Source organism: Amycolatopsis sp. NPDC051371, from assembly GCF_040682155.1.
GTDB lineage: Bacteria > Actinomycetota > Actinomycetes > Mycobacteriales > Pseudonocardiaceae > Amycolatopsis.
Map to the genome: position 1 here is coordinate 116,323 of NZ_JBFBAG010000002.1, position 12,726 is coordinate 129,048.

A 12,726-nucleotide genomic window follows, 5' to 3' on the forward strand; every position below is an offset into this window, starting at 1 on the left:
GGTACGCCATGACCTTCCTCGGCTCCCGGGTGACGCGGGCCCTGCTCGGGCCCCTCGCCGCGATCGCGCTGATCGTGGTGCTGAACTCCGGGGTGATCCCGCCCTACCAGGCGTATTCTGTCGCCTTGGCCGCCGTTTACACGATCGTCGTGCTCTCGGTCGGCCTCCTCGCGGGCTGGTCCGGCGTCTGGTCGGTCGGGCATCCCGCGTTCTTCGCGGTCGGCGCGTACTTCGCCGCCTACGGCAGCGGCCACGGCTGGCCCCTGGAGACGATCGTCGTCGGCACGGTCGTGTCCAGCGCCGTGCTCGGTGGCTTCCTCGGCTACGCCGGTGCCCGGTTCTCGACGCTCTACATCGCCTTGCTCACCCTCGCGTTCAGCCTGGTCTCCCTGGAAGTCATCAACCGCTGGACCGACGTCACCGGCGGCGATCAGGGCGTCCCGGTGTCGCAAGTGGACACTGTCGCCGGGGCGCTGCCGAGTGGGGGCGGCGAAGCGCAGACGCTCGCCGTCGCCGCGGCCGGGGTGTGCCTCGCGATCGCCGTCCTGGCCAAGGGCTCCGCGCTGCGGATGCGCCTGGTGGCGGCGAAGTCGCACCCCCTGGTCGCCCAGTCGATCGGGATCGCCCCCGAAGCGCAGTCGGCGCTCGCGTTCGCCGTGAGCGCCGCCTTCACCGGATTCGCCGGCGTCTTGCTCGGCCTGCTGAGCGGGTTCGTCAGTCCCGACCCGTTCTCGCTCAACCTGGGGATCTCGCTCATCTCGTCGTGCGTGCTCGGCGGGGTCGGCAGCGTGCTCGGCGCCGTCGTCAGCGGGGGCTACCTCGCCTGGTCGCCCACGCTGGCCTCGTCCGTCGGGCTGCCGCAGCCGGTGGTGCAGGGGCTGGTCCTGATCGCCGCGCTGATCTTCCTGCCCGGTGGGGTGGTGCCGTTCCTCGGCAAGCTCGCCCGCAAGTTCGTCCGCCCGCCGCGTCCCCTCGCGGTGACCGTGCCGGAACCCGAAGTTGTCCACCGCGCTCCCGAGGGACCGCCGCTGCTCAGCTTGACGGACGTGTCGGTGCGCTTCGGCGGCCTGAAGGCCCTGGAAAACGCGTCGCTCTCGGTCCGCCGGGGCGAGGTGCTGGCGGTGATCGGCCCGAACGGCGCCGGCAAGACCACGCTGATGAACGTCCTTTCCGGACTGATCGGCGGCGGCCGGGTGAGCGGCGGCGCGGAGTACGCCGGCAAGCAGCTGCTGACCACCCGCGCCACCGCCCGGCGGCGGCTCGGGATCGGGCGCACCTTCCAGCACGCGGAGACGTTCGGCGAGCTCACCGTCCTGGAGAACGTCCTGTGCACGCACCGCCGGATCACGCCCCGGCACCGCCGCGTCGCCGGCGAGCTGCTCGCCCGCGTCGGCCTGGCCGACGTCGCCGGCCGCTACCCGGCCGAGCTGCCGTTCGGACTGCAGAAGCGGCTGGATCTCGCCCGCGCGATGGCCGAGGAGCCCGCGTTGCTCGTGCTGGACGAACCGTTCGGCGGCCTGGACGCCGACGAGCGCGCGACCGCGGCACGGCAGATCGAGCGCCTGCGCGACGGCGGTGCCGCGGTGCTGGTCATCGACCACGTGCTGGACGACCTGTTCGCCGTCGCCGACCGGGTCGTCGCCTTCGACTTCGGCCGGCCGATCGGCGAAGGACCGCCGGAGGAGGTGCTGCGCGACAGCGCCGTGCAGGCGTCCTACCTCGGCACGACGACCCCGCGCGCCGCGCTGCCCGCCCGCGCCGCCGACAGCCCGGTCGTGGTCCGGCTGGCCGGCGTCGAACACCACTACGGCGGCGTCGCGGCACTGCGCGGGATCGACCTGGACGTCCACGAGGGCGCCGTCCTCGGAATCGTCGGCGCGAACGGCGCCGGCAAGAGCACCCTCGGCCGCATCCTGCACGGCTCGCTTCGACCGTCGGGCGGGACGCGCGAGGCGAGCGACACCGGCGTCCGCGCGGTGCGCACCAGCCTCGTCCCGGAAGGCCGCGCGCTGTTCAAAACCCTGTCCCTGCGCGAAAATCTTGAAGTCGCCGCGTACTCCGTGGGACTCAAGGGGGCGGCTCTGCGGGCGAAGCTCGACGAGACGGCCGAGTGGCTGCCGCCGCGGCTGCGCGACCGGCTGTCGGTCCAGGCCGCCGGCCTCAGCGGCGGCGAGCAGCAGATGCTCGCCATCGCCCGTGCCCTGATGGCCGGTCCGGACGTCCTGGTCGTCGACGAACCGGCCCTCGGCCTCGCTCCGGCGCTGGTCGACGAGGTGTACGCGCGGCTGGGCGAACTCGCCGAGGGCGGACTGACCGTCGTCCTGCTGGAACAGCTGCTGAGCCGTGCGATGGCGACCTGCCACGACGTGGTCGTGCTGCACGAAGGGGTCGTGGCCGCGCACGGCTCGGCGGCCGATCCCGCGTTCGCGAGGCGGGCCGAGTCCGCCTACTTCGGCGGCGAGCACGCCGTCGCCCTGGGTGTGCGTGACGTGACGACGCTGGAGGCGTGATGCTGACGATCGACCCGGCCTTGTTGACCGAGACACCGGAGCAGCGTGAACTCCGCGCCGTGACCAGGGACTTCTTCGCCGCACACGGGGAAGACGAGGCGCTCTGGAAACGGATGGCCGGGGAACTGGGCGTCCAGGGTCTCGCGATCCCCGAGAAGCACGGCGGCGCCGGGTACTCGTTCGCCGAGCTGGCCGTGGTCCTGGAGGAGGCCGGACGCGCGTTGTGCGCCGCGCGGCTGCTGCCGACGGTCGTCCTCGCCGGGTACACCCTGCTGCTCTGTGACGACGATCGGTACCTGCCCCGCATCGCCGACGGCACGCTGACCGCGACGGTCGCCTTCGATGGCGACGTCCAAGTGCGCGACGGAACCGTGTGGGGCACGGCGGACTTCGTCCTGAGCGACGCCGACCTGGTCCTGGTGCGGGCGGGGGACCGGTTGTTCGCCTGTGAAGCGGGTTCCAGGACACCCCTGCGCGTGCTCGACGAGACCCGGCCTCAGTCGCGGCTCGAGTTCCGTGATGCACCGGCCACGCCGATCGGAAGCGCGGACGTGGTGCCCCGGGTGCTCGACATCGGCCGCGCGGCGCTGGCCGCCGAACAGCTCGGCGGGATCGGGCACGCACTGGACGCGACGGTGTCCTATGTGGAGCAAAGACGGCAGTTCGGCCGGCCGATCGGGTCGTTCCAAGCGGTCAAGCACCGGCTCGCGGCCCTCCTGGTGGAGTACGAGGCCGCCCGTTCGGCCGCGGCTTATGCGATCGCCTGCGTCGTGACGGGATCGGCGGAACTGCCCGTGGCGGCCGCGGCGGCTGCCACCGTGTGCACCGGCGCGTACCGGCTGGCGGTCACCGAGTACGTCCAGCTGCACGGCGGGACCGGATTCACCTGGGAACACCCGGCGCACCGCTACGTCCGGCGCGCCCGGGCGGACGAGGTGCTGTTCGGGACCCCACAGGACCACAGCGCGCGCCTCGCCGCCGCGTTGGGACTTTAACCACCCGGTGGCGGGTTGACAGCGGACCCGCACGACCTATTCAATCAAACTGAAGTCAGTTCAGTTAGGAGAAACAGATGGCCGTGGAAGACGAGATCCAGTTCGAGCGCGACGGGAACGTGGCCCGGGTGTGGCTGAACCGGCCGTGGAAGAAGAACTGCGTGACGGTGCCGATCCTGGAGCGGCTCGACGAGATCATCACCGAGGTCGACAAGGACCCGGACCTGCGCGTGCTGGTGCTGCGGGGCCGCGGCGGCACGTTCTGCTCCGGCTTCGACCTCGACAGCCTGCAGGCCGAGTACATCGGGAGTTCGACGGCGATGGAGGTGGCCGTGATCTCCGCGAAGATCTGCGACCGCCTGTACTCGATGAACACGCCGTCCGTGGCGGTCCTCGAGGGCTACGTCACCGCCGGCGGGTTCGAGCTGATGATCTCCTGCGACTTCGCGATCGCTTCGGACGACGCCAAGATCGGCGACTTCCACATGCGGCGCGGGCTCTTCGGCGGCGCCGGCCCGATCTACCGGGTGCCGCGCATGATCGGCATCCGCAAGACCAAGGAGCTGATGCTCACCGGCAAGCTGCTCTCCGGTGTCGAGGCCGCCGACTTCAACCTCATCAACAAGTCGGCGCCCGCGGAGCGGCTGGACGAGACGGTCGAGGAGTTCATCGGCCAGCTCACCGACAAGAGCCCGTTCCAGATGCGCATCACCAAGATGACCATCGACCGCAGCCTCGACGCCGACACGCAGTCGCTGATGGTCATGGAGCACCTCGCGGTGGGCGTGACGCTGAACTCGGACGACGCGGCCGAGGGTGTCGCGGCGTTCCTGGAGAAGCGCGAACCCAAGTGGACGGGGCGCTGAGCGATGACAACTGGGGCCGGCCTGGGGGTGACTCTGCCCGCCGAGGGCACGTTGTGGACGTGGACGGTTCAGCGATTCGCACCGAAGTCGCCCCCGTACGTCCCCCCGGCCGGCGGCTTCCGGCCGTTCGCGCTCGGGTACGTCGAGCTGGACGGCGGCCCGCGCGTGGCCGCCGTGCTCGACGTGCCCGGGACCGTCCACATCGGAATGCGCCTGCGCGTCGAAGCGACGCACGGGGTCCCGCACGCCAAGCCGGTCGAGGAGGAAACGTGACCGATGTCCTGATCTGCGGCGCCGCCCGCACCCCGTTCGGCCGCTCCGAGCGGTCCGGCCGGGAGCACGCGATCGCCGCCGCGACGGCCGCGCTGGCCGACGCCGGGATCCCGTGGTCGCGGGTCGGCGCGGCGTTCGGCGGCAGCGACGCCGCCGGGCTCGCCGACACCCTGGTCGCCGACCTCGGGCTCACCGGGATCCCGTTCGTCAACGTCAAGAACGGCTGCGCCACCGGCGGCAGCGCGCTCGTCTCCGCGGTCAACGCGATCCGCGGCGGGATGGCCGACGTCGTCCTGGCCGTCGGCTTCGACAAGCACCCGCGCGGCGCGTTCGACCCGCGACCCGAGGACTGGGGTCTGGACGACGCGTACGGCCGTGACGGCCTGATGGTGACCACCCAGTTCTTCGGCATGAAAATCCAGCGGTACGCCCACGACTTCGGCATCACGCCGCGGACGTTGGCCCTGGTCGCGGAGAAGGCCTACCGCAACGGCAGCCTGACCCCGGAAGCCTGGCGCCGCAAGGAGGTCAGCGCCGACGAGATCCTCGCGTCGGGCATGGTCAACGACCCGCTGACCCGCTTCATGTTCTGTTCTCCGGGGGAGGGCGCGGCGGCACTCGTCCTGTGCTCTTCCTCGGTTCCCACCCGCGACGCGGTCACGCTGCGGTCGGCGGTCGTGCGGACCCGTCGGCGTGGCTCGTTCGAGGTGTTCAGCCCGTCGATCGAGGCGGGGGAGCCCACCAGCGTCAGCCGGGACGCGGCCGCGGCGGCGTTCGAGCAGGCCGGGCTCGGACCGTCCGAGGTGGACGTTCTCCAGCTGCAGGACACCGAAAGCGGTGCCGAGGTCATGCACCTCGCCGAGTGTGGCTTCTGCGAGGACGGCGAGCAGGAGAAGCTGATCGCGTCCCGGGCCACGGAGATCGACGGGACGCTGCCGGTCAACACCGACGGCGGCTGCATCGCCAACGGCGAGCCGATCGGCGCGTCCGGGCTCCGGCAGGTCTACGAGGTCGTCCAGCAGCTGCGCGGCCGGGCGGGCGCGCGGCAGGTGCCCGGCGAGCCGAGGATCGGGTTCACCCACGTCTACGGCGCACCCGGGGTCAGCGCGTGCACGGTGCTGACCCGATGACCGGCCCGGCGGAGTTCCGCGCGCGCGCTCGCGAGTGGCTGTCCACTGTGGCCGATCTCCGAGCCTCGGCTGCCTGGGGAACGGGTGACGACTCGGTGGCCGTCTTCGAGAACTGGACCGAAGAAGAGGAACGCTCGCACACCGACCGCGGGCAGGCGTGGGAACGGACCCGGTTCGACGGGGGCTGGGGCGCGCTCAGCCGCGCACCCGAGTCGGGCGGTCGCGGGCTGCCCGCGTTCTACGAGCAGCTCTACCGAACCGAGGAAGCCGCGTTCGACGTTCCGCGCCGCAGCGAGATCTTTCCCGTCACCCAGCACCTGGTCGCTCCGGCGATCGAGATCTGGGGCACCGACGAGCAGAAGCAGCGCTGGCTGCGGCCGATGCTGCGCACCGACGAGCTGGCCTGCCAGCTGTTCTCGGAAACCGAAGCCGGGTCCGACCTCGCGGCTGTCCGGACGAAGGCGGTGCGTCGCGGTGACCAGTGGGTGCTCGACGGGCACAAGGTGTGGACGTCCGGTGCCCAGGTCGCGACCTGGGGTGTCGCGGTGTGCCGCACCGATCCCGAGGCGCCCAAGCACGCCGGGATCACGGTGTTCCTGGTGCGGATGGACGCACCCGGCGTCACCGTGCGGCCGATCCGGCAGATGACCGGCGGCGCCAGCTTCAACGAGGTCTACCTCGACGGCGTCGTCGTGCCCGACACCGACCGGCTCGGCCCGGTCGGGCAGGGCTGGAAGGTCACGCTCAGCGTGCTCGCCGCCGAACGCCTCGATTCGGGGTCGCTCGGGCTGGACAACGCCGATCGCGCGATCGAGCTGGCCCGGCACAGTGCCTTGTCCGACGTCGAACGGCAGCAGACCGCGGACCTGTTCGTGCGTACGCTCGTCCAGCGGCTCATCGGCCTGCGCGTCACCGCGGCGCTGGCCGCCGGACGCGAACCCGGCGCGGAAGCCTCGGTCGGCAAGCTCTACGCGACCGAGACGATGCGGCGGACCAGCGACCTCGTCGTCCAGCTGCTCGGGCCGCGGCTGGTCGCGGACACCGGCGAGTGGGGCACGTTCGCCTGGACCGAGCACCTGCTCGGCGCGCCCGGCTACAGCATCGCCGGCGGGTCGGACGAGATCCAGCGGACCATCCTCGCCGAGCGCGTGCTCGGCCTGCCGAAGGAGCCGTCGCGATGAACCTCGCCGACCAGGTCCGCGAGCGCCTCGGCGGCGAGCTGGAAGTCCTCCCCGGCGGCCATTCCGGGCTCACCTACACGGTCAAGGACACCTACGTCGTGAAGGCCGTCCCACCGGGCCAAAAGCCGGTGGGCCGCAACGACGTCCTGCGCCAGGCGCGGGTCCTGCGCGCGCTGGCCGGGTCGGCGGTGCCCGTGCCCGGCGTGATCGTGACGGACGAGACGTGGTTCGCCATGGAGTTCGCCGACGGTGAGGCCATCGAGCCCGTGCTCGACGACCACGCTTTGCGCCCCGGACTGGCTCGCACACGGATGCTGGAAGCAGCTCGTCTCCTGCGGCTCCTCCACGACACCGGACCGGTTCCCGGCGAACCGCCCGCCACGGCAGCGAGCGAGCTGGAGCGCTGGACCCGGACGATGCACGCGGTCCCGGCCGAACTCCGGCCGGGCGCCGAGGACCTGCTGCGGCTGCTCGCCGACGCCGTCCCGGACGACCTGCCCCCGGTGCTGGTGCATGGCGACTTCCGGCTCGGCAACGTCCTGTTCGCCGGGGCCCGGGCCACCGCCGTCGTGGACTGGGAGATCTGGAGCACCGGCGATCCCCGCACCGACCTCGGCTGGTTCCTGCTGTTCGCCGACCACCGCAACTTCCCGGCGCTGGGCACGCCGATTCCCGGCCTGCCGACTGAAGCGGAACTCCTGGACGTCTACGGCGAGCCGTTGCCGGAGATGGCGTGGTTCCGGGCCCTGGGACGGATGAAGATGGCCGCGATCATGGGCCACAACCTGCGCCGGCACCGCGAAGGCAAGCACCACGACCCGGACCAGGAGCGGCTGCCCCCGACGATCGCCGCGATGGTCCGGTCCGCCGCGGACATTCTGAGGAGCTAGGCATGGACTTCGCGTTTTCCCCACGCGCCACCGAACTGCAGGACCGCGTCCGGTCCTTCATGGACACTCACGTGCTCCCGGCCGAACCGGTGTACGACCGGCAGCTCGCGGAGGCCGACGACCCTCACGCGCTGCCGCCGATCATGGTGGAACTCAAGGAGAAGGCCCGCGCCGAAGGCCTGTGGAACCTGTTCCTCGCCCACGGCGGCTGGGGCGCGGGGCTGACGAACCTCGAGTACGCCCCGCTGGCCGAGCTGATGGGCCGCTCGATCATCGGCAACGAGGTGTTCAACTGCTCCGCCCCGGACACCGGGAACATGGAGCTGCTCAGCCTGTTCGGCACCGCCGAGCAGCAGGACCGCTGGCTGAAGCCGCTGCTGGACGCGCGCATCCGATCGTGCTTCGCGATGACCGAGCCCGACGTCGCCAGCTCCGACGCCCGCAACATCCGCACCCGCGTCACCCGCGACGGCGACCACTACGTCGTCGACGGCCGCAAGTGGTACACCTCCGGCATCCTCGACCCGGACTGCGAGCTCATCATCCTGATGGGCGTCAGCGACCCGGACGCGCCGACCTACCGGCAGCAGAGCATGGTGCTGATCCCGCGCGACGCTCCGGGTGTCACCGTGCTGCGCGACCTGCCGATGTTCGGCTACACCGACCGCCTCGGCCACGGCGAGGTGCTGTTCGAGAACGTCCGCGTGCCCGCGTCGAACCTGCTCGGCGGCGAAGGCGAGGGGTTCGCGCTCGCCCAGGGACGGCTCGGCCCCGGCCGCATGCACTACGCGATGCGCGCGGTCGGGTTCGCCGAGCGCGCGCTGCGGCTGATGTGCGAGCGGACGCTCTCCCGGGTCGCGTTCGGCGGCCCGCTCGCCGACCAAGGCGTGGTGCGCGAGTGGATCGCGCGCAGCCGGATCGAGATCGAGCAGCTGCGGTTGCTCGTGCTCAAGTCGGCCTGGCTGATGGACACCGTCGGCAACGCGGCCGCCCGCTTGGAGGTCGCGGCGATCAAGGTGGCCGCCCTCGACGTCGCCCACCGCGTCGTCGACCGCGCGGTCCAGGCGCACGGCGCGGCCGGGGTCAGCGACGACACCGTGCTGGCCCGGCTGTTCTCGATCACCCGCGCCCTGAAGATCGCCGACGGTCCCGATGAGGTGCACCTGCGCACCGTCGCGCGCCAGGAACTCGCCCGCTACAAGGAGAAGGCGCGATGAAGGTTCTCGACGGCCGGGTGGCCGTGATCACCGGCGGTTCCCGCGGCATCGGCCTCGGCATCGCTCGTGCATTTCGTGCCGCCGGGGCACACATCGTCATCGCGGCGCGCAAGGCCGAAGGGCTCAGAGACGCCCGCGCGGAGCTGCTGCGCGGAGAAGGCACTGGTGACGTCCTGGACATCGTCGCCAACGCCGGCGAACCCGAACAGGCCGAGCGCTGCATCGCGGACACCATGGTCCACTTCGGACAGGTCGACGTCCTGGTCAACAACGCGGCGACCAACCCGTACATGGGTGACCTGCTCGAGCTGGACCTGCCGCGCGCCGAGAAGACCGTACGGGTCAACCAGTACGGGATGATCGCGTGGAGCCGTGCGGCCTGGCACGCCTGGATGAGCGAGCACGGCGGCACGATCGTCAACATCGCCTCCGTCGGCGGGCTGATCGTCGACCCGCAGATCGGCTACTACAACGCCACCAAGGCCGCGATGCTGCTGATGACCCGCCAGCTCGCCTACGAGCTCGGCCCGAAGGTCCGGGTCAACGCGATCGCGCCGGGCGTGATCAAGACCGAGCTGGCGCGCGCGGTCTGGGAGGCGCGCGAACCGGTCCTCACCGCCAAGCTGCCGCTGCGCCGGCTCGGGACCACCGAGGACGTCGGCAACGCGGCCCTGTTCCTCGCGAGCGAGGCGTCGTCGTGGATGACCGGCCAGGCGCTCGTGCTGGACGGCGGCGCGACCGCCCTCCCGATCGCCGTGGACGCGTGATGTTCTCCCTGGCGGGGAAGACCGCGGTGGTGACCGGGGCGTCGTCCGGGCTGGGCGCGCGGTTCGCCACGGTGCTGTCCGAGGCGGGCGCGACCGTGTTCGCCGCCGCCCGCCGGGCCGACCGGCTGGCCGCCCTGGGCCCGGACGTCCACCCGGTGACCTGCGACGTCTCGATCGAGCAGGACCGGGTCCGGCTGGCCGAGACCGCGGGCCGCATCGACATCCTCGTCAACAACGCGGGCGTGCCGGGGGAGCAGCGAGCCGAGAAGGAGAGCGCCTCGGACTTCGCGGACGTCTTGGCGGTCAACCTGGTCGCGCCGTTCCACCTGTCCCGGCTGATGGCCGAAAGCGGGGACGGCGGCAGCATCGTCAACGTCGCCTCGATCCTCGGGCTCATCTCGGCCGCGCCGCTGGGCGGGGCGAGCTACGCCGCGTCGAAGGCCGGACTGATCGGGCTCACCCGCGAGCTGGCCGGGCAGTGGGGTGGCGCGGGTGTTCGCGTCAACGCGCTGGCGCCGGGCTGGTTCCGCACGGAGATGACCGAAGACCTGTTCGCGGACGAGCGCTCGAGCCGGTGGGTGGAGCGCAACACGATGCTGAACCGCGGCGGCGACATCGGGGAGCTCGACGGCGCGCTGCTCTTCCTCGCCTCGGACGCCTCGTCGTACTACACCGGCCAGGTCATGGTGGTCGACGGCGGCTGGACCGCGCGATGAGTCCGGGCTTTTCTCGCGAAACGCCCGCTTCGCTCCGGATAGCCATGCTGTACCGAATTCAAGTTGGTACTACGCTCGGGGGTCACAGGGTGACGCCGAACGGGAGGACAGGCGATGACGGGGGCAAGGCTCGTGGAACCGGACGAAGGGCCCCGGTCCAAGCGTGGCGCCATCCTGGCCGCGGCGATCGAGTACTTCGGCGAGGCCGGGTACGAGGCCACCAAGTGGTCGGCGGTGGCCGGCCGCGTCGGGATCGGCCAGACCGCGCTGTACCACTACTTCGAGTCGAAGGCGCACTGCCTGCTGACCATCATGCGGCTGGAGCTGCAGCGTTCGCGCGACCAGTTCGTCGAGGCGACCGAGGGGGAGCAGGACCCGGTGGCGGCGCTGCGGGCCGCGGTGGGCGCGGCGTTCGCGGTGTCCGAAGCCGAGATCCTCCAGATGCGGATCCTGCAGAACAACATGGTCCTGCTGGCCGGGCCGCGCGCGTCCAAGCGCGAGGAGACCGAGCGCCGCGCCGCGCGTGAGCTGGTGCAGAGCATCGAGCGCGACTGGACCCGGTTGCTCACCCGGGGCATGTCGGAGGGCGCGTTCCCGGTCCGGGACGCGCACACCCTGGCGCTCGCCCTGCTGGGCCTGATCATCAGCGTCTGGCGCTGGTACCGGCCGACCGGGTCGACGCCGCTGGCCGAGGTCCGGGAGCTCATCGAAGGCTGCTGCCTCCGCATGGTCACCGAATAACCTCGCCTCCGGCCGGCCCCGAACGCCCCAATGTGGCCTTCGGTGCGTTCAACGCACCCAAGGGGCCCTTCGGTGCGTTGAACGCACCCAATGCCACATTGGGGCGCTGGCAACCGGTCAACAGCGGTAGCCCGGGTAGGACTTTCCCGCCGACCCTCCATTTCGGATAGTTCCCCGCGTCCCTTGTCCGTCCGGGACCCGGCAGCTAAAGTCAAACTGAACTGAACTCAGGTTGCTAGGAGCAGTCATGCGCCTCCGCTCGACGCACGTCAAAGTTGCCAGCGTCGCCGCGACCCTGATTCTCGCCGCCAGTGCCTGCGCGAGCGCGAACTCGGCCGGAGCGAACGACAAAGAGATCACCATCGGGGCGTGGTACCCGCTGTCCGGCGCGGTCAGCGCCTCCGGCGTCCCACAGCGCGCCGGCGCGGACGCCTATTTCAAGATGATCAACGACCGCGGCGGCATCAACGGCCGCAAGGTCAACTGGATCGTCAAGGACAACGCGTTCGACCCGCAGCAGACCGTCCAGATCGCCCGCGAGCTGATCGGGCAGGACAAGGTCTCCGCCATCGTCGCGGCCAACGGGACCTCGCAGGCCGAGGCCGCGTTCCCGTTCGTGCTCCAGCAGTCGAAGGTGCCGATCCTCAACGAGCTCGGCGGCCTCGACTCCTGGTACACCCCGCCGCGCGCGAACCTGTTCGGCACGCAGACCCTGTACGAGGACCAGGCCGCCGCGCTCGGCGACTGGGTCGCCAAGGACGGCCGCAAGAACGTCGTCGTGGTGCACAGCGATCCCGCCGCCTTCGTCAAGGTCGCCCAGGCCGCGCAGGGCGTCGCCAAGAAGTCCGATCCGGGCATGAACGTCAGCCTGCAGCCGGTCAAGTTCCAGTCCACCGACTACAGCCCGGTCGTCAGCCAGGTGAAGGGCAAGGTGCCGGACGCGGTCATCCTCATCCTCGCCTCGCCGGAAGCGGCCGCGTTCATGAAGGAGGCGAAGCTGCAGGGGCTCGCCGCGCCGACCTACAGCTACGCCCCGGTCGCCGCGCAGTCCACGCTCACCCTCGCCGGCGGCGCGGCCGAAGGCGCCCGCGCCGTCCAGCTGGTCAAGTCCCCCAACGACGACGACCCGGCGGTGAAGGAGTTCCGGGACGCCATGGCGAAGTACGAGCCCGGGCAGCCCGCCGACTTCATCGCGCTCTGGGGCTGGGCCGGGGCGAAGGTGTTCGGCCAGATCGCGCAGACCATCCCGGGCCCGGTGACCTCCGACGCACTGGCGAAAGCCTACGAACAGGCCAAGAATATCGATCCCGGCGTCGCTCCCGTGATGAGCTTCGGCCCGGACCGCCACATGGGCACGCGTGACGTGCAGAAGGTCGTCGTCAAGAACGGCAAGTGGACCTCCGAAGGGGACTTCTTCACCCCGCCCGCCCGCTGAACCAC

At 71.2% G+C, this 12,726-nt stretch carries 12 protein-coding genes; all 12 read left to right on the plus strand.

Annotated features, from left to right (window positions below; all coding sequences use genetic code 11):
• The first annotated feature begins 8 nt into the window (after positions 1 to 8).
• The 12 genes from AB0M59_RS02760 (at position 9) to AB0M59_RS02815 (ending at position 12,721) form a co-directional block, all read left to right on the plus strand.
• On the plus strand, positions 9 to 2,510 hold the full coding sequence (locus tag AB0M59_RS02760; RefSeq protein WP_364607440.1) for an ATP-binding cassette domain-containing protein: 2,502 nt from the start codon (positions 9 to 11) through the stop codon (positions 2,508 to 2,510).
• On the plus strand, positions 2,510 to 3,505 hold the full coding sequence (locus AB0M59_RS02765) for an acyl-CoA dehydrogenase family protein (protein ID WP_364607443.1): 996 nt from the start codon (positions 2,510 to 2,512) through the stop codon (positions 3,503 to 3,505). The genes AB0M59_RS02760 and AB0M59_RS02765 overlap by 1 nt, the downstream gene beginning before the upstream one ends.
• Positions 3,506 to 3,582: 77 nt before the next feature.
• Complete coding sequence (locus AB0M59_RS02770; protein ID WP_155546971.1) at positions 3,583 to 4,371, plus strand: enoyl-CoA hydratase/isomerase family protein; 789 nt, start codon at positions 3,583 to 3,585, stop codon at positions 4,369 to 4,371.
• Positions 4,372 to 4,374: 3 nt separating this feature from the next.
• Positions 4,375 to 4,644, plus strand: coding sequence for an OB-fold domain-containing protein (locus AB0M59_RS02775; RefSeq protein WP_364607447.1), 270 nt, complete (start codon positions 4,375 to 4,377; stop codon positions 4,642 to 4,644).
• Complete coding sequence (locus tag AB0M59_RS02780) at positions 4,641 to 5,774, plus strand: thiolase family protein (protein ID WP_364607450.1); 1,134 nt, start codon at positions 4,641 to 4,643, stop codon at positions 5,772 to 5,774. Before AB0M59_RS02775 ends, AB0M59_RS02780 begins: the two co-directional genes overlap by 4 nt.
• Positions 5,771 to 6,955, plus strand: a complete 1,185-nt coding sequence (locus AB0M59_RS02785) for an acyl-CoA dehydrogenase family protein (RefSeq protein WP_364607453.1) — start codon at positions 5,771 to 5,773, stop codon at positions 6,953 to 6,955. Before AB0M59_RS02780 ends, AB0M59_RS02785 begins: the two co-directional genes overlap by 4 nt.
• A complete protein-coding gene (locus tag AB0M59_RS02790) occupies positions 6,952 to 7,845 on the plus strand; it encodes a phosphotransferase family protein (RefSeq protein ID WP_364607456.1) in 894 nt (297 codons plus the stop codon). Before AB0M59_RS02785 ends, AB0M59_RS02790 begins: the two co-directional genes overlap by 4 nt.
• 2 nt (positions 7,846 to 7,847) lie before the next feature.
• A complete protein-coding gene (locus tag AB0M59_RS02795) occupies positions 7,848 to 9,062 on the plus strand; it encodes an acyl-CoA dehydrogenase family protein (RefSeq protein WP_364607459.1) in 1,215 nt (404 codons plus the stop codon).
• The gene (locus AB0M59_RS02800) at positions 9,059 to 9,829 is read left to right on the plus strand and encodes an SDR family oxidoreductase (protein ID WP_364607462.1); all 771 of its coding nucleotides are present in this window, start codon (positions 9,059 to 9,061) and stop codon (positions 9,827 to 9,829) included. Before AB0M59_RS02795 ends, AB0M59_RS02800 begins: the two co-directional genes overlap by 4 nt.
• On the plus strand, positions 9,829 to 10,545 hold the full coding sequence (locus tag AB0M59_RS02805; protein ID WP_364607465.1) for an SDR family oxidoreductase: 717 nt from the start codon (positions 9,829 to 9,831) through the stop codon (positions 10,543 to 10,545). Before AB0M59_RS02800 ends, AB0M59_RS02805 begins: the two co-directional genes overlap by 1 nt.
• Positions 10,546 to 10,659: 114 nt before the next feature.
• The gene (locus tag AB0M59_RS02810) at positions 10,660 to 11,286 is read left to right on the plus strand and encodes a TetR/AcrR family transcriptional regulator (protein ID WP_364607467.1); all 627 of its coding nucleotides are present in this window, start codon (positions 10,660 to 10,662) and stop codon (positions 11,284 to 11,286) included.
• 247 nt (positions 11,287 to 11,533) lie between these two features.
• Positions 11,534 to 12,721 (plus strand): ABC transporter substrate-binding protein, encoded by a 1,188-nt coding sequence (locus AB0M59_RS02815; RefSeq protein WP_364607470.1) that lies wholly within the window; start codon positions 11,534 to 11,536, stop codon positions 12,719 to 12,721.
• Positions 12,722 to 12,726: the final 5 nt, after the last annotated feature.

What these genes read in the sequence shown, in the direction of transcription:
- AB0M59_RS02760 (WP_364607440.1), top strand. Translation starts at nt 9, where the DNA reads ATGACCTTCCTCGGCTCCCGGGTGACGCGGGCCCTGCTCGGGCCCCTC.
- AB0M59_RS02810 (WP_364607467.1), top strand. Translation starts at nt 10,660, where the DNA reads ATGACGGGGGCAAGGCTCGTGGAACCGGACGAAGGGCCCCGGTCCAAG.
- AB0M59_RS02800 (WP_364607462.1), top strand. Translation starts at nt 9,059, where the DNA reads ATGAAGGTTCTCGACGGCCGGGTGGCCGTGATCACCGGCGGTTCCCGC.
- AB0M59_RS02770 (WP_155546971.1), top strand. Translation starts at nt 3,583, where the DNA reads ATGGCCGTGGAAGACGAGATCCAGTTCGAGCGCGACGGGAACGTGGCC.
- AB0M59_RS02815 (WP_364607470.1), top strand. Translation starts at nt 11,534, where the DNA reads ATGCGCCTCCGCTCGACGCACGTCAAAGTTGCCAGCGTCGCCGCGACC.
- AB0M59_RS02805 (WP_364607465.1), top strand. Translation starts at nt 9,829, where the DNA reads ATGTTCTCCCTGGCGGGGAAGACCGCGGTGGTGACCGGGGCGTCGTCC.
- AB0M59_RS02795 (WP_364607459.1), top strand. Translation starts at nt 7,848, where the DNA reads ATGGACTTCGCGTTTTCCCCACGCGCCACCGAACTGCAGGACCGCGTC.
- AB0M59_RS02790 (WP_364607456.1), top strand. Translation starts at nt 6,952, where the DNA reads ATGAACCTCGCCGACCAGGTCCGCGAGCGCCTCGGCGGCGAGCTGGAA.
- AB0M59_RS02785 (WP_364607453.1), top strand. Translation starts at nt 5,771, where the DNA reads ATGACCGGCCCGGCGGAGTTCCGCGCGCGCGCTCGCGAGTGGCTGTCC.
- AB0M59_RS02765 (WP_364607443.1), top strand. Translation starts at nt 2,510, where the DNA reads ATGCTGACGATCGACCCGGCCTTGTTGACCGAGACACCGGAGCAGCGT.
- AB0M59_RS02775 (WP_364607447.1), top strand. Translation starts at nt 4,375, where the DNA reads ATGACAACTGGGGCCGGCCTGGGGGTGACTCTGCCCGCCGAGGGCACG.